Genomic DNA, 20,056 nt, shown 5'->3' with positions numbered 1-20,056 from the left:
CCTACACGTCGCGCTTCTCCAGCGCCGCGTACGCGCCGCCGAGGACGACGGCGGTGATGCCCACGAGGATCAGCAGCGGCTGCCAGCCGGACGGGCCGCTGCCCAGGAACGGCTGGTCGTAGAGCGCGCCGAGGCTGTTGGGGATCGAGTACTCGATCATGGCCTTCGCGACCGGCCGCAGGCTCTCCGAGCTGATCATGAACACGGCCAGCAGCATGGGCAGCAGGACCAGGCCCGTCATCGCGCTGATCGCGCCGGCCGAGTGCCGCAGCAGCGCGCCGGCGCCCAGGGCCAGCAGGCTCAGCACGGCCACGTACAGACCGGAGCCGATCGTGGCGCGCAGCCACTGGTCACCGGTGGGCGCCGGGCCGTTGAGCATCCCGGCGTGCACCACCGCGACCAGGGTGGTGGAGAGCGTGGTGATCACGAAGGTCAGCCCGAAGAGCACGATCGCCTTGGCGGTCAGCACCCGGCCCCGGCTGGGGCAGGCGGTGAACGTCGTACGGATCATGCCCGTGCCGTACTCCGAGGAGATCACCAGCACGCCGAGCGGGATCACGCACAGCGTCCCGAGCAGCAGGCCGAGCCAGGCGGAGCCGAGGACCGGGTCGGCGGTCCGGTACGGGTCCGACAGCAGCAGCGCGATCATCAGCCCGATGCCGACGTTCAGCACGATCATCACGCCCAGCGTCCACATCGTGGAGCGCACCGAGCGGATCTTCGTCCACTCGGAGGCAAGGGCGTGGCCCAGGTTCGTCCGGCGGACCGGGATCGGCGAGACGTAGGCCGGTGCGGCGCCGCCGGGGCCGGCGGCCTGCCAGGCGGCCGGGATCTGCTGTTGCCGGGGCGGCTGCGGGGCCTGCTGCTGCGCGGCCTGCTGCGGCTGGTACGGCGGCTGCTGCGGGGGAGCGGCGGGCGGCTGCTGCGCCTGGAGCGTCATGGTGCCCGCGTCCTTGGGCGCGCCCTGCGGGGGCAGCGGCGCGCCCTGCGGAGCCGCCTGGGCCTGGAGCATCATCGTCCCGGCCTCCTTGCCGGGCGCGGCGGCGGGCAGCTGCTGGGCCTGGAGCATCATGGTGCCCGCCTCGCGCGCCGGGCCGCCCTCCTGCGGCGCGGGACCGGCCTGCGGCGGCATCGGCGCCTGGGCCGGAGGCTGCTCCGGCTGCGGGTGCGCGGCCAGCGGCCGGGGCTCCGGCTGCTCGGCGGGGGCCTGCGCGGGCGGCTCGGGCGCCCCGGCCGGGGGCATCGGGGCGGCCGCGCCGGGGGCGGCGGTGTCGTGCGGCTCAGGCTGCGGCTGAGGCTGCTGAGGGCTGGTCATCGGGCGTCCTCGGTGTGCGGCTTGGAGATGTCGGCGGGGGCGGCGGGCTGGGCGGCGGGCTGCATCGGCGCCGGGGCACCGGCCTGCGGACCCGGCTGCGCGTACGGGTTCGGCTGTCCGTACGGCGCGCCCGGCCCGGCCGCCGGCGGGTAGCCGTATCCCTGGCCCGGAGCGCCGCCGGGTGCCTGCGCGTACGGGTTCGGCTGCCCCGGGTGGGCGGGCTGCCCGTACGGACCCGGCTGCGGCGCGTACCCCTGCGGCGGCTGCTGTCCCGGCATGCCGGGGCCCTGCGGCGCGGGAGCGGCCACCTGCTGCTGGAGACCGGCGCGCTGGTCGGTCGTCGAGCGGTAGTCCACGACGCTCTGCGTCAGCTGCATGTACGCCTCTTCCAGGGACGCCTGGTGCGGCGACAGTTCCCACAGGCGGATGTCCGCGCCGTGGGCGAGGTCGCTGATGCGCGGCAGCGGCAGCCCGGTGACGCGCAGCGCGCCGTCCGGCTCCGGCACGACCTGGGCGCCCGCCTCGCCGAGCACCGAGCCGAGCTTCTCGCGCAGTTCCGGATCGGTGTCCGGGGTGCGTACCCGGGCGAAGTCGGCGGAGTTGGCCGAGATGAAGTCCTTGACCGGCATGTCCGCGAGCAGCTGGCCGCGGCCGATGACGATCAGGTGCTCGGCGGTCAGCGCCATCTCGCTCATCAGGTGCGAGGAGACGAAGACCGTACGGCCCTCGGCTGCCAGCTGCTTCATCAGGTTGCGGACCCACAGGATGCCCTCCGGGTCCAGGCCGTTGACCGGCTCGTCGAAGAGCAGCACCTGCGGGTCGCCGAGCAGCGCCGCCGCGATGCCCAGGCGCTGGCCCATACCGAGCGAGAAGCCGTTGGAGCGCTTGCGGGCCACCTCCTGGAGGCCGACCACGCCGAGCACCTCGTCGACCCGGCGCGCCGGAATGCCGGAGAGCTGGGCGAGCGAGAGCAGGTGCTGGCGGGCGCTGCGGCCGCCGTGCACCGCCTTGGCGTCGAGGAGCGCGCCGACGTGGCGCGGGGCGTTGGGCACCTTGCGGAACGGGATGCCGCCGATGGTGACGCGCCCGGAGGTCGGGGTGTCCAGCCCCAGGATCATGCGCATCGTCGTCGACTTGCCGGAGCCGTTGGGCCCCAGGAAGCCCGTGACGGTGCCCGGCCGCACCTGGAACGACAGGTTGTGCACGGCCGTCTTGGCGCCGTAGCGCTTCGTCAGGCCGACTGCCTCGATCATTCTCCGCCCCTCGAAAGATGGTTCGGGGCAGAGGTGCTCTCGTACCCCCGTAAGGGTTAGGAGGTTATCGGGCAGCTGACGGTTCCCGTCAAAACGCGGACGGGTGGGGCGCACGGGACGCGGGGGGCCGCGCCGGATGCCGGGCGCCCGGTCTCAGGGGCGGCCCGGTTTCAGACGCTGCCCGTCTCAGATGCAGCCCGGTTTCGCACGCTTCCCTCAGGCGTCGCGCCGCTTCAGCAGCAGGTACCCGCCCAGCAGGGCGGCGGCCGTCCAGGCCAGCATGATGCCGAACCCGCCCCACGGCCCGTACGGCACGTCCTGCCCGGCCGGCGGCACCACTTGCATGATCCGCGCGCCGGCCTGGTCGGGGAGGTACCGGCCGATCTTCCGGGTGGCCGAGACGTTGCCCAGGATGCTGGAGATCAGGAAGAAGAACGGCATCAGGGTGCCCAGCGCCAGCATGGGGCTGCGCAGCATCGTCGCCACGCCCATCGCGAACACCCCGATCACCGTCATGTAGAGCCCGGCGCCCACCACGGCGCGCAGCACGCCCGGGTCGCCGAGCGACGTCGCGTGGTCGCCCAGCATCGCCTGGCCGACGAAGAAGGAGAGGAAGGCCGTCACGAAGGAGACGGCCAGGGCGAGCAGGGTGGCCACGGCGATCTTGCAGAAGAGGAAGACGCCGCGCTGCGGTACGGCGGCCAGCGACGTACGGATCATGCCGGTGCTGTACTCGTTGGAGACCACCAGCACCCCGAAGACGATCATCGCCAGCTGGCCCAGGCCCATGCCCGCGAAGCTGGTGCCGGCGGGATCGAAGCCGGACCGGTCGCGGGGCGCCGTGCTGCCGAAGTCGTTCGCGGAGAGCAGGCAGATCAGCGCGCCCAGCGCGACCGTGACGACCAGTGCGACGCCCAGCGTCCACACCGTGGACCGCACCGAGCGGATCTTGGTCCATTCCGACCTCAGGACCTGGGGGACGGCCGCCATCGTCACGCCCCCCGCTTCTTGTTCCGCCAGTCGGCACCCCAGCCGCCGGGCCGCGCGCCCGGCGCTCCCGGTGCGCCTGGTGTGCCTGGTGCTCCCGGTACGTCAGCGGCGCCCGGTGGTACGCCGCCCTCCGCCGCCCGCGGCGCCTCCGTCGTATGCGCGTGGTACTCCACCGACCCGGCGGTCAGCTGCATGAACGCCTCCTCCAGCGACGCCTGCTGCGGGCTCAGTTCGTGCAGGACGAGCCGGTGCCGCGCGGCCAGCTCGCCCAGGTCGGCGGCGCTCGCCCCGTCGATCTCCACCGCGTCGCCGGCCGGCACCGCCGCGTACCCGCCCTCCCGGAGCACGTCGAGCAGCCGCTCGCGCTCCGGCGACCGCATCCGTACGTACGAGCGGGAGTTCTCCTGGATGAACCGGGCCATCGAGGTGTCCGCCAGCAGCCGGCCCTGGCCGATGACGATCAGGTGCTCGGCGGTCAGCGCCATCTCGCTCATCAGGTGCGAGGAGACGAACACCGTCCGGCCCTGGGCGGCCAGACCCTTCATCAGGTTGCGGATCCAGTGGATGCCCTCGGGGTCGAGGCCGTTGACCGGCTCGTCGAACATGAGGATGCGGGGATCGCCGAGCAGCGCCGCCGCGATGCCCAGGCGCTGGCCCATGCCCAGCGAGAAGCCCTTGGAGCGCTTCTTGGCCACCGGGGTCAGCCCCACCGTGTCCAGCACCTCGTGGACGCGGGCGCGCGGGATGCCGTTGCTCTGCGCCAGGCACAGCAGGTGGTGGTAGGCGCTGCGGCCGCCGTGCACGGCCTTGGCGTCGAGGAGGGCGCCGAGGGAGGCCAGGGGGTCGGACAGCTGCCGGTAGCGGCGGCCGTCGATACGGACCCGTCCCGACGTCGGATGGTCCAGGTCGAGCATCATCCGCATGGTCGTGGACTTGCCGGCGCCGTTCGGGCCGAGGAATCCGGTGACGACACCGGGCCGTACGGTGAAGGTCAGCCCGTCCACGGCGAGCTTGTCGCCGTAACGCTTGGTCAGCCCCTCGACTTCGATCATGTACAGCACGCTAAGCGGGGGTCAGGAACCCCGCATCTCGGGCGTACCGGGCGCCGCCCACGGGGCGCCTGTCAGGTCGTACCACTGTTGAAAAAAGCATTCCGCCCGCCCGGCCTCCGAAGAGAGGTGGGGCGGGCGGAGCGCGTCTGCCGCCGTCGGGCGCGGTACCGGCCGTCACGGGTGCGGGCTGCGGGAGCCCACCGGCCGCACCGGCGTCACAACGGCGAACGGCGCCTCAGCGCGACTGCTGCGCCGGGACGCCGCGGGAGATGGGCTCCTCGTCCGCCGGGGTGCCGGCCGCGGCGACCGCCGCGCCGGTCAGCGTGGCGAGCATCTCGCGGACGTTCGTCAGCTGGGCGTTGATCGAGTCCCGGCGGTTGGTCAGCGCCGCCAGCTCCCGCTCGGACTCGCTGCGGATCCGGTCCGCCTTGGCGTTCGCGTCGGCCACGATGTCCTCGGCCTGGCGCTGCGCCGTCTCCACCGTCTGGCGGGCCCGGCGCTCCGCGTCCGTGCGCAGCTTCTCGGCCTCCAGCCGCAGCTGCTCGGCCCGGTGCTCGATCTCCGCGAGCCGCTTCTCGGCCTTGGCCTGACGCGAGGCCAGGTCCCGTTCGGACTGCTCGCGGCGCTTGGCGAGGTTGGTCTCGAAGTCCGCGGCGGCCTGCGCGGCCTTGGCGCGGGTCTCCTCGAAGAGGGAGTCCGCCTCCTCCCGCTTGGACTGCGCGTCCTTCTGCGCCTCGGCACGCAGCGCGGTCGCCTCGCCCTGCGCCTTCTCGACGATGCGGGCGCCCTCGTCCTCGGCCTTGGCCTTGCGCTCCGACGCGAACTGCTCGGCGTCGTTGCGTACCTGCTGGGCGGCCGACTCGGCCAGTTCGCGGTGCTGCTCGGCGGCCCGCCGGGCCTCCTCGCGCAGGTCCTTCGCCTCTTCCTCCGCCAGCCGGAGGATCTTCTCCACGCGCGCGCCGAGGCCCGCGTAGGACGGTTCGGCGTCGTTGACCTGGGCCTGGGCGTTCTGCGTTTCGAGGTGCAGCTCCTCGATCCGCTTCTCCAGGGAGGTGATGCGGGCCAGGGCGCTGTCGCGGTCGGCGACCAGCTTCGAGATGCGGTCGTCCACCTGACCGCGGTCGTACCCACGCCGCACGAGCTCGAAGCCGTAGGGGGAGGAAGTGTCGCTCATGGGGTTCCTGTCGAAAGAGACCGGTGAGGTGATAAAGGGAATCCTAGGGGCCGCAACGGCGTGTCATCGAGTCATTGCGCGTTTGAAGTGGAGAATGGCCCCTCATTTGGGTGGCTACCCCTCAGACTGCTTGCCACTCGAACGAGTTGCGCCCGCTCCCGCGGCAGCCTTCGCCCCTTCCTTGCCACCACCGTTCGACGGCGCCTCGAAAGATTCCAACGCCTCCAGCACGTCCTGGACACGGGAGATCTCCGCGTTGATGTCCTTGCGGCGCCGCACGAGCACCTCCAGCTCGCGCTTGCCCTCCTCGACGATCCGCTCCGCCTCCGCGCGGGCCTCGGCGCGCATCCGCTCCGACTCCCGTACGGCCTCGGCCTTCTTCTGCTCGGCCTCCTTGAGCAGCCCCTCCGCCTTCTTCACCGCGGCGATGCGGACCTTGCTGGCCTCGCTGCTGGCGTCCGACACCATGCGCTTGGCCTTCTCCTCGGCCTCCGCCTGCTGCTGGGTGGCCTGCGCGATCAGCTTGTCGACCCGCTCCCCGGCGTTCTTCATCGTCTCCGAGGACTCCCGGCGGGCCCGCTCGTGCAGCTCCTCGACCTCGCTCTCGATACGGGTGCGCAGCTCCTCGGCGCGCTCCCTTATCGCGGTGGCGTCCCCGCGGGCCTCGCTGAGCAGCGTGTCCGCGTCCGTACGGGCCTTCTCGACGAACCCGTTGCCCTCGGCGGTGGCCTCCGCGACGATCCGCTCGGCCTCCTTGCGGGCCGCGCCGACCATCGTGTCGGCCTGCTCCTCGGCGGCGGTCGCCGCCTTCAGCGCCTCCTCCTGCGCCTTGGCGATCAGCTGGTCGGCCTGCTCGGCGGCGTCCGCGCGGCGCTGCGCCGCGTCCTTGCGGGCCGCGTCGACGGTCTGCTCCGACTCCTCCAGCGCCTCGGTGCGCAGCCGGTCGGCCTCCGCCTCGGCCTCCTCCTTGATCCGCTCGGACTCGGCACGCGTACGAGTGGCGTGCTCCTGCGCCGAGGTGACGGTCTCCGCCGCCTCCGCGCGCAGCCGGTCCGCCTCCGCGGTGGCCTCGGCGATCATCCGGTCGGCCTGCTCGCGGGCGTCGGCCCGGGTGCGGTCCGCGTCCCGCTCGGCGCCCGCCACGGCCTCCGCGGCGTCCGCGCGCAGCCGCTCGGCCTCGCTGCCGGCCTCGGACATCAGCTGGTCGGCCTGCTCGGCTGCGTCCGAACGGGTCTTGTTCGCCGCCTCGCGCGCCTCGTCGCCGATCCGCTCCGCCTCCTGGCGCGCGGTCTCCAGCGCCTCGGCGGCCTCCGTCCGCAGCCGCTCCGCCTCGGCGGTCGCCTCCGCGACCAGCTCCGCGGCGCGCTGCTCGCCCTCGGCGCGCAGCCGCTCGGCGGCCTCCCGGCCCTCGCGCACCGTGCGGTCCGCGTCGTCCTGCGCCGACGAGGTCAGCTCGGTCGCCTCGGTGACGATCCGCTCGGCCTCCGCGCGGGCCTCGGTGAGCAACTGGTCCACCTGCTCGGCGGCGTCCGAACGCATCCGGTTGGCGTCGTTGCGGGCCTCCGCGCGGGCCCGGTTGGCGTCCTGCTCGGCCGAGGCCAGCGCGTCGGACGCGTCCGTACGCAGCTGCTGCGCCTTGGCGGAGGCGTCCGCCACCATCTTCTCGGCCTGCGCGGTGGCCTCCGCGATCAGGCTGTCGGCCTGCTCGGCGGCGTCCGTACGGGCCTTGCCGGCCGCCTCGCGCGCCTCGTCGAGGGTGCTGTCGGCCTCCGCGCGCAGCCGGTCGGCCTCCGCGATGGCCTCGGCGACCGTGCGGTCGGCGAGCGCCTTGGCGGCCTCGGCCTCCTCCTGCGCCTCGTGGCGGGTGCGGGCCGCGTCCTCGGAAGCGCGCTCGCGCTCCGCGTAGGCGTCGGACCGTACCCGGTCGGCCTCCTCCTGCGCCTCGGTGCGCGTACGCTCCGCGGCGTGCTCGGCGGCCGAGCGCAGCCCGGCGATCTCCTCCTCGGCCTGCTCGTGCAGTCCGGCGACCGCGTCCCGCACCTGCTGGGCGGTCTGCTCGGCCGCGGCGACCAGCTCGGCGGCGCGCCGCTCGGCCTCCTCGACCAGCCGCTCCGCCTCCTCCTGCGCCTCGGCGACCCGCTTGCGGGCCGAGGCGAGCAGCTCCTCGCTCTGCTCGCGCGCGGCGGTGCGCTCCTGGTGGGCCTCGTCGCGGGCCTCGCCGAGCAGCTGCTCGGCCTCCCGGCGGCGGCGGGCCGCCTCCTCCTGGGCGGCGGCCAGCGCCTCGGCGGCCTCGGCGCCCGTACGCTCCGCGGCGGCGGCAGCCTCCGCGCGCACCCGGTCCGCGGTCTCCTGGGCCTCGGTCTTCAGACGCTCCACCTCGGCGGCGGCGTCACTGCGCAGCCGTACGGCCACGGACTCGCCTTCGGCGCGCGCGGCGGACGCGTCGGTCGCCGCCTCCGAGCGCAGCCGCTCGGCCTCCTCCTCGGCCTGCTGCTGGAGCGTGCGCAGCCGCTCCGCCGACTCGGTCTTGAGCTTGGCGGCCTCCTCCTGCGCCTCCCGGCGCAGCTTCTCGGCCTCGGCGCGGGCGTCGTGCAGCGCCTCCTCGGCGGCGGTGACCTTCTCCGCCGCCTCGGCCCGCAGCCGGTCCAGCTCCTCCTGCGCCTCGGTACGGCGCTCGGCGGCGGCCTCCTCGGCCTCCGCACGCAGCTGCCGGGCGGCCTCCTCGGCCTCGGCCTTCAGCGCGGCGGCGGCCTCCTCGCTCTCGCCGCGCAGCTCCTCGGCCTCCTCGCGGGCGCGCTCCAGCACCTCCTCGGCCTGCTTGCGCAGGGCCGTGGCCCGCTCGATGGCCTCGGTACGGACCCGCTCGCTCTCCGCGCCGGCGCCCGACCGGGTCTCCTCGGCGTCGGCCTTCGCCTTGGCCAGCAGCTCCTCGGCCCGGCCGGCCGCCTCCTCGATCTGCTGGACCGCCTCGCGGCGCGCCTCGGCCCGGATCCGGTCGCCCTCGTCGACCGCCTCGGCCCGCAGCTGCTCGGCCTCGCCGCGCAGCCGGCGCGCCTCCTCCTGGAGCTCGACGGTCTTGGCGCGGTACTCCTTGGTGTCGTCCTTGGCGGCGCCCTTGAGCTGCTCGGCGGTGTCGTGCGCCTCACCGCGCAGCCGGTCCGCCTCCGCCTCGGCCTCCCGGCGGACCCGCTCGGCCTCCTCGGCGGCGGCCTTGGTGGTGGCCTTGGCGTCCTCCGACGCCTTGGTCAGCACCTCCTCGGCGGTCCGGGCGGCCTTCGCGAGCTGCGCCGCGGAGTCCTCCGCGGCCTTGGACCTGGCGGCCTCCTGCGCCTCGGCGACCAGCCGCTCCGCCTCCGCGCGGGCGTCGGCGCGCAGCTGCTCGGCCTCGGCCTTGAGCGCGTCGGCCTCCTTCGTGGCCTCGGCGACCAGCCGCGCGATCTCCGCCTTGGCGGTCCGCAGCCGCTGCTCCTGGTCCGACTCGGCGGCCGACAGCCGCTTGGTGGCGCTCTCCTGCGCCTCGGTGACCAGCTTCTCGGCCTCGGCGCGTGCCTCGCGCAGCGCGCGGTCGGCCTCCTGCATCCGGGCCTCGGCGGTACGCGTCAGCTCGGCGGCCTGCCGCCGCGCCTCCTCGGTCTCCGAACCGACGCTGGTCCGCAGCTGCTCGGCCTGGTCCGTGGCCTCCTGGGCCTGGGTGGAGGCGGCGTTCAGCAGCCGCTCGGCGTCCGTACGGGCACGCCGCAGGATCGCGTCGGCCTCCGCGCGGGCCTGCTCGGCCTCGCTGCCCAGCCGGGCGCGGGTCTGCTCGGCCAGCCGCTGCGCCTCGGCGCGGGCGGCGGCCAGCGCCTGCTCGGCCTCGGCGCGCGTCTCGTCCATCAGGCGGCGCGCCTGCGCCTCCGTACGGGAGCGCAGCTGCTCGGCCCAGGCCACGTTCTCGTTGACGTGCGACTCGACGGTCTGGCGGCGCTCGTTCAGCTCCTCGTCCAGCCGCCGGCGCCGCTCGACCGCCTCGGCGTGCAGGTCGGCCTCCATGCGCGCCTGGCGCTCGGCCTGCTCCTGCAGCAGCCGCTGCGTCTGGGCACGCGCCTCGCGCACCTCGCGCTCGGCGTCCGTACGCAACTGGTCGGCCTGGATCTGGGCGTTGCGCAGCAGCTGCTCGGCCTGGTGGCTGACGTTGTCGTAAGCGGGGCGGGACGCGATGGTGCGCCGCGCCTCATGGAGCTTGGCTCGCAACACCTCGACCTGATAGCCGAGGTCGTCGGCGTGCTGGACCGCCTTGTCCCGCTCCGTCTTCAGCCGCTCCATCTCGGCCTCGAACTGCGAGAGGTGGTCGTCAGCCTCGTAGCGGTCGTTGCCCCGCACTGCGCGGTCCCATCCGTCCCCTGGTCATGGTGGCGGCCGGCTCCCATCTGCTCGTGCGCAGCCCGAAATGCCTCGTGCGGGACGCGTACTGGAGCTGACCCTTCCGAAGAAATGGTGTCAGATCATCGGCGGAGTGTGGACCGAGCCCCGACCCGGCCCCCGGCCGAAGGTGCACTCTACCGGCCGGGGAAGGGAAAGGTCAGTGCTCTGTCGTGGAGGGAGACGTGGAAGAGGGGGTGGCAGTTCCCTCGTGGGGCGCCGCGGTGACCAGTTCGGTCAGCACGCCGTGGCAGTCCTTGGGGTGCAGAAAAGTGATCCGCGACCCCATGGAGCCCACCCGCGGCTCGTCATAGAGCACCCGAACCCCCTTCTCCCGGACAGCCTCCGCATCCCCGTCCACATCCGCGGTACCGAAGGCGATGTGATGCACCCCCTCCCCGTTCTTGGCGAGCCACTTGCCCACCGCGGAGTCCTCCCGGGTCGGTTCCAGGAGCTGGAGGTACGAGGCGCCGCCGTCCGGCGTATCGTTGATCTTGAGCATGGCCTCGCGGACGCCCTGTTCCTCGTTGACCTCGCTGTGGAACACCTCGAAGCCGTACGTGGCACGGTAGAACTCGACGGTCGCGTCGAGGTCCTTGCAGGCGATCCCGATGTGGTCGATTCGCGTCAGCATGCCTCCAGTGCACCGCTCGCACGCGTGGTTACGCAACGTGCGCGCGATCACACCCGCAGCCCGGTGACCCGGCGCCTACCCCTCAGTACATTGACGGGAACCCTCGTTAACCTCCCTGTACAGGAAGGGCCGCGCTGATGTCGACAGCGAACGGTACGTCCAGCACCACCTCCGTGATCGTCGCGGGCGCCCGGACCCCCATGGGCCGCCTGCTGGGTTCCCTGCGCAGCTTCTCCGGCGCCGACCTGGGAGGCGTGGCCATCAAGGCCGCGCTGGACCGGGCGGGCATCGGCGGCGACCAGGTGCAGTACGTGATCATGGGTCAGGTGCTGCAGGCCGGCGCGGGCCAGATCCCCGCCCGCCAGGCCGCCGTCAAGGCCGGCATCCCCATGAGCGTCCCGGCCCTGACCGTCAACAAGGTCTGCCTCTCCGGCCTGGACGCCATCGCCCTCGCCGACCAGCTGATCCGCGCCGGCGAGTTCGACGTGGTCGTCGCCGGCGGCCAGGAGTCCATGACCAACGCGCCCCACCTGCTGCCCAAGTCCCGCGAGGGCTTCAAGTACGGCGCCGTCGAGATGCTCGACTCGATGGCCCACGACGGCCTCACCGACGCGTACGAGAACGTCGCCATGGGCGCGTCCACCGAGAAGCACAACACCCGCCTGGGCATCGGCCGCGCCGAGCAGGACGAGATCGCCGCCCGCTCCCACCAGCGCGCCGCAGCCGCCCAGAAGAACGGCCTCTTCGAGGCGGAGATCACCCCCGTGGAGATCCCGCAGCGCAAGGGCGAGCCGGTCGTCTTCAGCAAGGACGAGGGCATCCGCGGCGAGACCACCACCGAGACCCTGGCCAAGCTGCGCCCCGCCTTCGCCAAGGACGGCACCATCACGGCGGGCTCCTCCTCCCAGATCTCCGACGGCGCCGCCGCGGTGGTCGTCATGAGCAAGGCCAAGGCCGAGGAACTGGGCCTGGACTGGATCGCCGAGATCGGCGCCCACGGCAACGTGGCGGGCCCGGACAATTCCCTCCAGTCCCAGCCCAGCAACGCGATCCGGCACGCACTGGGCAAGTCCGGCCTCGCGGTCGAAGATCTTGACCTGATCGAGATCAACGAGGCGTTCGCCGCGGTGGCCGTGCAGTCAATGAAGGACCTCGGGGTGTCCCCGGAAAAGGTGAACGTCAACGGCGGCGCCATCGCACTCGGTCACCCGATCGGCATGTCCGGCGCCCGCATCGTGCTCCACCTCGCCCTGGAACTGCGCCGGCGCGGCGGCGGCGTGGGCGCGGCGGCACTGTGCGGCGGCGGCGGCCAGGGCGACGCACTGATCATCCGCGTACCGGGCAAGTAACCCAACCGAACCGGGAGGAACAGGGCAGTGGTGGACGTCCCCGAACTGGTGGAACAGGCACGACAGGGCCGGCCGCGGGCCGTGGCCCGGCTGATCTCGCTGGTGGAAGGGGCGTCCCCGCAACTGCGCGAAGTGATGGCGGCCCTGGCCCCCCTGGCCGGCAACGCCTACGTGGTGGGCCTGACCGGCTCCCCCGGCGTGGGCAAATCCACGTCCACCTCCGCCCTGGTCACCGCCTACCGCCGAGCGGGCAAACGGGTCGGCGTCCTCGCCGTCGACCCGTCGTCCCCCTTCTCCGGCGGAGCCCTCCTCGGCGACCGCGTCCGCATGTCGGAACACGCCTCCGACCCCGGCGTCTACATCCGCTCCATGGCCACCCGGGGCCACCTGGGCGGCCTGGCATGGGCCGCCCCCCAGGCCATCCGTGTCCTGGACGCCGCAGGCTGCGACGTGATCCTCGTGGAGACCGTCGGCGTCGGCCAGTCCGAGGTCGACATCGCCTCCCAGGCCGACACCACGGTCGTACTCCTCGCACCGGGCATGGGCGACGGCATCCAGGCGGCCAAGGCCGGAATCCTGGAAATCGGCGACGTCTACGCCGTCAACAAGGCCGACCGCGACGGCGCCGACGCCACGGCCCGCGAACTCAACCACATGCTCGGCCTCGGCGAGGCAAGGGCCCCCGGCGACTGGCGCCCCCCGATCGTCAAAACGGTCGCGGCCCGCGCCCAAGGCACCGACGAACTGGTAGAGGCCCTGGAAAAGCACCGAGCATGGAGCGAGGAGCGCGGAGTCCTGGCGGAACGCCGCCGCGCCCGAGCAGCCCGCGAGGTCGAAACCATCGCCGTAACCCAACTACGGGAACGCATCGGCGACCTCCGAGGCGACCGCCGCCTGTCCGTACTGGCAGAACGCATCACCGCAGGAGAACTGGACCCGTACGCGGCGGCAGACGAACTGATCGCCGGGCTTACGGGGGAGGAGACGGCGGGCTAGACCGACGCGCCCCACGCCCAGGACTGGGGGCTTGTAAAGACCCCAGCCACGGTGGCGGGAAAGCCGCAAACGGACCGGGCTCGGGGACACGTAGGGGTCTCACCGCAGGCGACCGAAGCCCCGGTTGCGTCCAAACTGTTCGGCCGCTCCAGGCAACGTGGGGGCACCCCCGGCCGGAGGCTGGGGGAGAGAGACCCCGTCAGCGGGGCCCCGAGCCCCCACCCACCGAACCCAAAGCGCCAAGGCGAACCCCCGCCGGGGTCACGCCTCAGTAACCACCCCCGCACTCGTAAGAACCTCCCGAGCCGACAAGCCCACACTCTCCGCCGCACTCACCCCCGAAGCACCCAGATGCGCATCCGCGATGCGCAACCCCACCGCATACCCAGCGTTATCCGGCAACCCGACAGGCGTAAGCCCCATACGCCGAGCAACCGCATCCCCGTACACATACGGCGGCAGATTCCCCATCCCCGCCACATCGACCGCCCCCACAACCGTCCCGTACGCAGCATCCAGCTCCGCCCCCGACAGCGCAGTGGCCCAGGGCCCCATCGCCTCCGCCCCCGCCACCTCCCGCACGAACGCCTCGGCCAGCCCCTCAGCCACCACCTGCTCGCCCACCGTGACCGCCACCGGATCCCAGACCACATTCGCGTAGCGCACGTTGTGGTGCAGCTCATGCGCCGCGGCATACCCGATCTTCGCCAGGCTGACCTCCGTGGGCCACATCGTCAGATGAATCGCCCCCGGAAACCCGCCCAGCCCGGTGTACCCGGCATTACGCATCAGCAGGTCATCGTCCGGATCACCGAGCACCAGCACCACATGCACCGTGTCGGCGGCCCGGAGCCCCGACGCGACGACGGGCCGCAGCCGCTCCCACGCCGCACCGAGCTGTTCCTCCACCCGTTCCCACACCCGCGCGCCCCGCATCCGCTCCAGGGCGGCCAGGTAGCGCGGATCCTCCCGGTCGATCCGGAAGCCGCAGCCCATCTCATGCATCTGCATCAGGTCGACGCCCCCGACGGACATCGCGTCCTGCAGCGGGCTGAGCATGTCCCGCAGGGCGTCGGGCCGCTCCTCCAGCGGGCGCCGGAGGAGCTCGGCCATGGCGGACGCCGTGTCATGCACAACAATCTTCATGACCCGGGACCGTAGAGCCTCACGCTGCGTGAGGCTCAAGCCGCGACGTCACAAAAGCCGCGAACCCTCAGTCGTCGGCGCCATCGGCGTCACCGTCCCGCGGCGCGACCGACACCTTCCCCGACCGCGGGTCGACGTTCAGCTTGTGCTCCTTGCCGTCCTTCGTGACGGTCTCGACCTCCCACACAGCGCTGCTGCGGTGGTCGTCGTCCAGGTCCACGGAGGTCACCGTCCCGTACGAAGCAGCCGCCTTCTCCGCAGCCGCCACCGCACCGACGGACGCCCCCTTCAGCTCGGCACGCGCACGCGCGACACCGTGATCGTCGTCGTCCTCGTGCTCAACGCGCTGGTTCAGAACCTTCGCGTTGCCGGCGTCGAGCGTCACCTCGTGCCACTTGTTGTCCTTGCCGAGCACGTCCACCTCCCAGACCAGACCGGGCCGGTCCTGGTCCAGGTCGATGCCGGTGACCGTGCCGGGCGTGGCCTTCAGCGCGGCCGCCGCGGCCTGCGGCGCGGAGACGGTCGCGGCCTTGGCCTCCCGCGCGTCCTCGTTCACGTCGTCGTCCGGCACGCTGACACTGGACCGCGGCGTGGACGCGGACGACGCGGACGACGCGCCCGCCGTGGACGACGCATCCGACGCCCCGGAGCCGCCGAAGGCCACGGCGGTGGCGGTCCCGCCGCCGATCAGCGCGGCCGCGGCAACGGTGGCAATGACGATGTTGCGCTTCATAGCGATATCTCCCCGATCCATGAGGTGAGGTCCTGCTCGATGACGTGATCCACCGTGGCGCGGCCGACCTGAAGCGGACCTGAAGCCACCTGAAGCGGGCTTCAGGTGAGCAGTGGCATCGTGGGCGCATGCGCCTGTTGATCGTGGAGGACGAGAAGCGACTGGCCCTGTCCCTGGCCAGGGGACTGCGGGCCGAGGGGTACGCGGTCGATGTGGTGCACGACGGCCTGGAGGGCCTGCACCGGGCGGGCGAGGGCACGTACGACCTGGTGATCCTGGACATCATGCTGCCGGGAATGAACGGCTACCGCGTGTGCGGCGCCCTGCGCGCGGCGGGCAACGAGGTGCCGGTGCTGATGCTGACGGCCAAGGACGGCGAGTACGACGAGGCCGAGGGGCTGGACACCGGCGCGGACGACTACCTGACGAAGCCGTTCTCGTACGTGGTGCTGGTGGCCCGCGTGAAGGCGCTGCTGCGCCGCCGCGGGCGGACGGCGCTGCCCGTGCTGCGCGTGGGGGAGCTGAGCATCGACCAGGGCGCGCACCGCGTGGAGCGGGCCGGCGTGGAGGTGACGCTGACCGCCAAGGAGTTCGCCGTGCTGGAGCAACTGGCGCTGCGCGCGGGCGACGTGGTCTCCAAGGCCGAGATCCTGGAGCACGTGTGGGACTTCGCGTACGAGGGCGACAACAACATCGTCGAGGTGTACGTGAGCGCGCTGCGCCGCAAGCTGGGCGCCGCGGCGATCCAGACGGTGCGCGGCGCCGGGTACCGGCTGGTGCCGGGTGCGTAGGGTCATCGGAAAGGTACGGGTCCGGGCGGCGCTGGGCGCCTCGCTCGTCGTGGCGGTCGCCCTGGTCGCCGCCGGCACCGCCCTCCTCCTGGTCCTCAAGAACAACCTCGTGGGCCAGGCCGACCTCCAGGCGGAGAACGCCGCCCGCGAGGTCGCCACGCAGATCGCGACCGGCAAGCCGTACGGCAAGCTGGACCTCCCCGACGGCGACGACCGCCCGGTGGTGGTGCTGTCCGAGGACGGCCGGGTGCTGGCGGCGGGCGAGGACGTACGGGCGGTGGACGGCAAGGCCGTCACCGCGCAGCAGACGCCGCCCACCGGGCAGCCGCGCGACTCCGACGACGATGACGACGACCGCGAGATCAAGCCGGGCGAGGTCGAGGACAAGGCGCGGCACACCGGCGGTACGGCGACGGTCGGCCACCGTACGGCGGACTACCGGTTCGCCACCGTCGAGGCGAAGGACACCCAGGGCGCCAAGGCCGTCGTACGGGCCGGGGCGCCGCTGGCGGCCGAGCGGGAGGCGGTGGGCTCGGTGCGCACCGCGATGCTCATCGGGCTGCCCTGCCTGCTGCTGGTCGTGGCCGGGGTGACCTGGCTGGTCACGCGGCGGGCGCTGCGCCCGGTGGAGGGCATCCGCCGGGAGATGGCGGCGATCACGGCCAGTACGGATCTGTCGCGGCGGGTGCCGGAGCCGGGCTCGCGGGACGAGATCGACCGGCTGGCCCGGACGACCAACGAGACGCTGGGCGCGCTCCAGGAGTCGGTGGAGCGGCAGCGGCGGTTCGTCGCGGACGCCTCGCACGAGCTGCGCAGCCCGATCGCGAGCCTGCGGACGCAGCTTGAGGTGGGCATCGCGCATCCGGAGCTGCTGGACACGCCGGGCGCCGTGGAGGACGCCGTACGGCTGCAGAACCTGGCGGCGGACCTGTTGCTGCTGGCGCGGCTGGACGCGGGGGAGCGGCCGGCGGACGCGCGGATCGACCTGGCGGCGCTGGTGCGCGAGGAGGTCTCGCAGCGGGTGGGCGACCGGATCGCCGTGGAGGTGGGCGAGCTTGCGGGCGTGGAGGTCGCCGGGTCGCGCGGTCAGCTCGGGCGGGTGCTGGGGAACCTGCTGGACAACGCGCAGCGGCACGCGCGGGAGTCCGTACGGGCGAGTGTGGCGCGCGAGGGGGAGTGGGCCGTGCTGCGGGTCGAGGACGACGGGCCCGGGGTGCCGCCGGAGGAACGGGAGCGGATCTTCGAGCGGTTCGTCCGGCTGGACGACGCCCGCAGCCGTGACGACGGCGGGGCCGGACTGGGCCTCGCCATCGCCCGTGACGTAGCCGAGCGGCACGGTGGCACGCTGACTGTCCGCACGGGCTCGGTCTTCGAACTACGCCTGCCGGTGGCGTAGCGGCCCGGCCGTCCGGCGTAGCGTCCCGCTCCCTGGGCGCCGCAACCGGCCACGCGGCGCCCGGTCACGTACGGGTCCCCGGTCACGTACCGTCATCCGACGGCGTGGCTGTCAGACGTACCGTCCCCCCGACGGCGCACTCGTCAGCCCGTCAGATCTTCCCCCGCCGGCCCCGCAGATGCTCCGCCACCGGCGTCAGGGACGTGCGCAGCGCTTCCAGGTCCTGCGTGGTGAACAGGTCGATGAAGTGGCGCCGCACGGAGGCGACGTGGTGCGGCGCGACCCGGCGCATGGTGTCCCAGCCCTCGTCCGTGAGCACCGCGTACAGCCCGCGGCGGTCGGACTCGCAGCTCTCGCGGCGCACCAGGCCGGCGTTCTCCATACGGGTGATCTGGTGGGACAGACGGCTCTTGGACTGCAGGGTGGCGGCGGCCAGATCGCTCATGCGCAGCCGCCGGTCCTCGGCCTCGGAGAGGTTGACCAGGATCTCGTAGTCGTTGTTGGTCAGTCCGAACGGCTGCAGGTCCCGCTCCAGCTGGTGCATCAGCAGCCTGCTGACGTCCAGGTGGGTGCGCCAGGCACGCTGCTCCTGGTCGGTCAGCCAGGGAGTGTCGCTGTCGGTCGTCATGAATGAATTCTACCCGTGGAAGTTGAATATCGAATTAAGTCATGGCTGTGACATGGCTCAGGCGCTCGGCCGGGCGCTTGCTCAGACGTTCGAGGTCACCGTCCGCAGACTACCGCTCACAGCCCGAAGCGGCGCTGGAGGCCCCCCAGCCCGCCCGGCAGCTGCGGCAGTTGTGAGCCACTTTGGCGAGTTGCCTCGCCCTGTCCGCCGCCCCCGCCCGGTACCCCCGCCTCGGATACGACCTCACCCGTGGGCAGCTCGGGCATCAGCTGCTCGGTGGACTGGAGCAGCACCGTGCCCGCCCCCACGAACTCGAACTGGTGCTCCTCGCCGGAGACCCCGCCCAGGCCGGTGTGCGCCCGGATGCCGCCGAGGAATCCGCGCAGGTACTGGTGGTCGTAGTGGTGGCACGGCGAGGGGCAGTCGGCCCAGCCCACCAGGGCCTGTGGGTCCACCCGGATCGGCGGTTCCATGAAGACCACCGGACCGTTGGAGGCGGCCACGAACTTGCCGGTGCCGATGAGTGTGAGGAAGCCCGGGATGATCGACTGCTTCAGCGACAGAGATGGCTGAAAGGCAAGCAAGTTGCCCGAGCGAATGGTCAGGTTGCCGTCTTCCAGATCATAGGAATTCACGTCGAACGCCCGGTCGGCGAGGAGCATCTTGCCCTGGCCCTCGGCCACGACCCAGTCCGCCGCGTGCAATGGCGAATGGAAGCTGTGGGCGACCAGGCGGTCCAGCGCGCCGTGTCCGATGCCCTGGAAGTCGATCCGCCCGTAGTAGGCGATCATCTTCCCCTTCTGCAGGAACCACTGGCCGTTCAGGTCGACGCTGAAGGTGTAGTCGTTGACGTTGTCGTCCGAGGGGAGGGTGTGGGGGTCGAAAACCACGGGACCGGTCACAGTTTCTCCTCCGACGCCTGTACGTAGACGGTGCCCTGGCCGGACAGCTCCAGCTGGAACGCTTCTCCCGAGCCGCGGCCGACCATGTCGCGCCAGCCCAGCGCCGTGGAAAGCTTGTTGCGGACGTCGCCGCGGTGCGCCACGTACGCCTGGGGGTCGACGTGCACGGGACGCTGCGGGGTGATGGGCAGTTCGATGACGCCGCCGTGCGCCATCACGGCCACCGCGCCCTGCCCCTTGAGGGTCGTGGTGAACAGTCCCTGGCCGGTGACCTGGCCGCGCACCATGCCCATCACGCCGCCCTGCGACCCCATGAACATCGTGCCCTGCTGGAGCGTCCCGTCGAAGGCGAGCAGCCGGTCCGCCTCGACGTAGAGGGTGTCGCCGGTCAGGTCGACGACGTGGACGTGGTGGCCGCCGTGCCCGAAGAGGACGGTGCCACTGCCTTCCACGGTCATCAGGGGAGTCGCCTCGTTGGCGATCCGCCGGCCGATCATCGAGCCGATGCCGCCCTGGCCGCCCTGGATGTTCGGGGTGAAACTGACGTCCCCCTGATAGGCGAGCATCGCGCCGCGCTGGCTGAACATCCGCCGGCCCGGGGAGACCTGTGCGCGCACCATACGGGAGTTGACCATGGTGAACGGCATCAGAGCTCACCGCCGACCGTGTTGCGCTCGCTGGGCTGTACGTACACCAGGCCCTCGCCCTCGAAGCGGATCTGGAAGGACTCGCCGGAGCCCTCTCCGATGAAGGTGCGGAAGTTCACCCCGGACTGGAAGTGCTGCTTGAGGTCGCCGGTGTGGGCGACATACGCGCCCGGGTCGACCTGGAGCGGGTACTGCTTGGTGACGCGGAGCACCACCGCCGGGCCGTCCGAGATGAGCGCGGCCTGACCGCTGCCCTCGACGGTGGTGGTGAACAGGCCGTTGCCCTGGGAGGCGCCGCGCAGCCCGGTGAAGGTGGTGCCGGTGCGCAGCGCGGCGTCCGTGCACAGCAGGTTGCTGGCTTCCACGTACAGCTTCTCGCCGTGCAGCTGCACGAGGTTGATCTCGCTCGCGCGGTCGGCGAAGTAGCAGGTGCCGTGACCTTTCACCTCCATCACTTCCATCTGTTCGCCGGTCAGCCGGCGGGTGACCATGCCGCGCAGCCCGTCACCGCCGCCGGTCATCTTCTTGAACGTCATCTGGCCGTCGTAGGCGACCATCGAGCCGTTCTTCGCCTTGACGGCATCGCCCGTCATGTCGACGGCGAGCACTTTGCTCCCCTGGAGCCGAAACTGAGCCACGGGATCGAAGGTAA

Annotated in this window: 17 protein-coding genes; 4 read left to right on the top strand and 13 right to left on the bottom strand. The window is 72.4% G+C overall.

The genetic code is table 11. The features are described 5' to 3' along the window. Nucleotide 1: 1 nt before the first annotated feature. The 7 genes from ADK86_RS34885 to mce form a co-directional block, all read right to left on the bottom strand. A complete protein-coding gene (locus tag ADK86_RS34885) occupies nt 2-1,315 on the bottom strand; it encodes an ABC transporter permease subunit (RefSeq protein ID WP_078952459.1) in 1,314 nt (437 codons plus the stop codon). Then, nucleotides 1,312-2,568: an ABC transporter ATP-binding protein gene (locus ADK86_RS34880; protein WP_053700210.1), complete on the bottom strand. Its 1,257-nt coding sequence runs from the start codon at nt 2,566-2,568 to the stop codon at nt 1,312-1,314. Before ADK86_RS34880 ends, ADK86_RS34885 begins: the two co-directional genes overlap by 4 nt. A 216-nt stretch (nt 2,569-2,784) precedes the next feature. Beyond that, complete coding sequence (locus ADK86_RS34875; protein ID WP_053700209.1) at nt 2,785-3,558, bottom strand: ABC transporter permease; 774 nt, start codon at nt 3,556-3,558, stop codon at nt 2,785-2,787. 2 nt (nt 3,559-3,560) lie between these two features. After that, nucleotides 3,561-4,610 (bottom strand): ATP-binding cassette domain-containing protein, encoded by a 1,050-nt coding sequence (locus ADK86_RS34870; protein WP_053700223.1) that lies wholly within the window; start codon nt 4,608-4,610, stop codon nt 3,561-3,563. A 235-nt stretch (nt 4,611-4,845) separates the two neighbouring features. Continuing rightward, nucleotides 4,846-5,784, bottom strand: coding sequence for a cellulose-binding protein (locus ADK86_RS34865; RefSeq protein WP_030374566.1), 939 nt, complete (start codon nt 5,782-5,784; stop codon nt 4,846-4,848). 114 nt (nt 5,785-5,898) lie between these two features. Continuing rightward, nucleotides 5,899-10,143: a polarized growth protein Scy gene (gene scy, locus ADK86_RS34860; RefSeq protein WP_053700208.1), complete on the bottom strand. Its 4,245-nt coding sequence runs from the start codon at nt 10,141-10,143 to the stop codon at nt 5,899-5,901. Nucleotides 10,144-10,342: 199 nt separating this feature from the next. Beyond that, a complete protein-coding gene (gene mce, locus ADK86_RS34855) occupies nt 10,343-10,816 on the bottom strand; it encodes a methylmalonyl-CoA epimerase (RefSeq protein ID WP_053700207.1) in 474 nt (157 codons plus the stop codon). A gap of 173 nt (nt 10,817-10,989) precedes the next feature. Between mce and ADK86_RS34850 the strand changes: the two genes are divergently transcribed. Both ADK86_RS34850 and meaB read left to right on the top strand, forming a co-directional pair. Continuing rightward, nucleotides 10,990-12,165, top strand: coding sequence for an acetyl-CoA C-acetyltransferase (locus ADK86_RS34850; protein WP_053700222.1), 1,176 nt, complete (start codon nt 10,990-10,992; stop codon nt 12,163-12,165). 27 nt (nt 12,166-12,192) lie between these two features. Continuing rightward, the gene (gene meaB, locus ADK86_RS34845) at nt 12,193-13,161 is read left to right on the top strand and encodes a methylmalonyl Co-A mutase-associated GTPase MeaB (RefSeq protein ID WP_053700206.1); all 969 of its coding nucleotides are present in this window, start codon (nt 12,193-12,195) and stop codon (nt 13,159-13,161) included. A 261-nt stretch (nt 13,162-13,422) separates the two neighbouring features. Here meaB and ADK86_RS34840 read toward each other — a convergent pair whose 3' ends face one another. Further along, a complete protein-coding gene (locus ADK86_RS34840) occupies nt 13,423-14,307 on the bottom strand; it encodes a DUF2268 domain-containing protein (RefSeq protein ID WP_053700205.1) in 885 nt (294 codons plus the stop codon). 67 nt (nt 14,308-14,374) lie between these two features. After that, on the bottom strand, nt 14,375-15,040 hold the full coding sequence (locus ADK86_RS34835; RefSeq protein ID WP_053700204.1) for a PepSY domain-containing protein: 666 nt from the start codon (nt 15,038-15,040) through the stop codon (nt 14,375-14,377). Between the two features lie 128 nt (nt 15,041-15,168). Between ADK86_RS34835 and ADK86_RS34830 the strand changes: the two genes are divergently transcribed. Beyond that, nucleotides 15,169-15,831, top strand: coding sequence for a response regulator transcription factor (locus ADK86_RS34830; protein ID WP_053700203.1), 663 nt, complete (start codon nt 15,169-15,171; stop codon nt 15,829-15,831). A 4-nt stretch (nt 15,832-15,835) separates the two neighbouring features. Next, on the top strand, nt 15,836-17,227 hold the full coding sequence (locus tag ADK86_RS34825) for a sensor histidine kinase (protein WP_053700221.1): 1,392 nt from the start codon (nt 15,836-15,838) through the stop codon (nt 17,225-17,227). Nucleotides 17,228-17,378: 151 nt separating this feature from the next. On the opposite strand, the gene ADK86_RS34820 is transcribed toward ADK86_RS34825, so the two are convergent. The 4 genes from ADK86_RS34820 to ADK86_RS34805 all read right to left on the bottom strand — a co-directional run bounded on the left by ADK86_RS34820 (nt 17,379) and on the right by ADK86_RS34805 (nt 20,042). Continuing rightward, nucleotides 17,379-17,855: a MarR family winged helix-turn-helix transcriptional regulator gene (locus ADK86_RS34820; RefSeq protein ID WP_030595585.1), complete on the bottom strand. Its 477-nt coding sequence runs from the start codon at nt 17,853-17,855 to the stop codon at nt 17,379-17,381. A 116-nt stretch (nt 17,856-17,971) separates the two neighbouring features. Then, nucleotides 17,972-18,757 carry an AIM24 family protein gene (locus ADK86_RS34815; protein ID WP_053700202.1) on the bottom strand — a complete coding sequence of 262 codons (786 nt, stop codon included), beginning with the start codon at nt 18,755-18,757 and terminating at the stop codon, nt 17,972-17,974. After that, nucleotides 18,754-19,404 carry an AIM24 family protein gene (locus ADK86_RS34810; RefSeq protein ID WP_030636117.1) on the bottom strand — a complete coding sequence of 217 codons (651 nt, stop codon included), beginning with the start codon at nt 19,402-19,404 and terminating at the stop codon, nt 18,754-18,756. Before ADK86_RS34810 ends, ADK86_RS34815 begins: the two co-directional genes overlap by 4 nt. Next, nucleotides 19,404-20,042, bottom strand: a complete 639-nt coding sequence (locus ADK86_RS34805) for an AIM24 family protein (RefSeq protein ID WP_078952457.1) — start codon at nt 20,040-20,042, stop codon at nt 19,404-19,406. Before ADK86_RS34805 ends, ADK86_RS34810 begins: the two co-directional genes overlap by 1 nt. Nucleotides 20,043-20,056: the final 14 nt, after the last annotated feature.

Source organism: Streptomyces sp. NRRL F-5755, from assembly GCF_001279365.1.
GTDB classification, from domain to species: Bacteria; Actinomycetota; Actinomycetes; order Streptomycetales; family Streptomycetaceae; genus Streptomyces; species Streptomyces rimosus.
This window is presented reverse-complemented; position numbering and strand designations above follow the sequence as displayed.

Excerpts from the sequence above, each read along its gene's own strand:
- ADK86_RS34810 (WP_030636117.1), bottom strand. The coding sequence starts at position 19,404 with ATGCCGTTCACCATGGTCAACTCCCGTATGGTGCGCGCACAGGTCTCC.
- ADK86_RS34885 (WP_078952459.1), bottom strand. The coding sequence starts at position 1,315 with ATGACCAGCCCTCAGCAGCCTCAGCCGCAGCCTGAGCCGCACGACACC.
- ADK86_RS34865 (WP_030374566.1), bottom strand. The coding sequence starts at position 5,784 with ATGAGCGACACTTCCTCCCCCTACGGCTTCGAGCTCGTGCGGCGTGGG.
- ADK86_RS34880 (WP_053700210.1), bottom strand. The coding sequence starts at position 2,568 with ATGATCGAGGCAGTCGGCCTGACGAAGCGCTACGGCGCCAAGACGGCC.
- ADK86_RS34830 (WP_053700203.1), top strand. The coding sequence starts at position 15,169 with ATGCGCCTGTTGATCGTGGAGGACGAGAAGCGACTGGCCCTGTCCCTG.
- ADK86_RS34840 (WP_053700205.1), bottom strand. The coding sequence starts at position 14,307 with ATGAAGATTGTTGTGCATGACACGGCGTCCGCCATGGCCGAGCTCCTC.
- ADK86_RS34870 (WP_053700223.1), bottom strand. The coding sequence starts at position 4,610 with ATGATCGAAGTCGAGGGGCTGACCAAGCGTTACGGCGACAAGCTCGCC.
- ADK86_RS34875 (WP_053700209.1), bottom strand. The coding sequence starts at position 3,558 with ATGGCGGCCGTCCCCCAGGTCCTGAGGTCGGAATGGACCAAGATCCGC.
- ADK86_RS34820 (WP_030595585.1), bottom strand. The coding sequence starts at position 17,855 with ATGACGACCGACAGCGACACTCCCTGGCTGACCGACCAGGAGCAGCGT.
- mce (WP_053700207.1), bottom strand. The coding sequence starts at position 10,816 with ATGCTGACGCGAATCGACCACATCGGGATCGCCTGCAAGGACCTCGAC.
- ADK86_RS34835 (WP_053700204.1), bottom strand. The coding sequence starts at position 15,040 with ATGAAGCGCAACATCGTCATTGCCACCGTTGCCGCGGCCGCGCTGATC.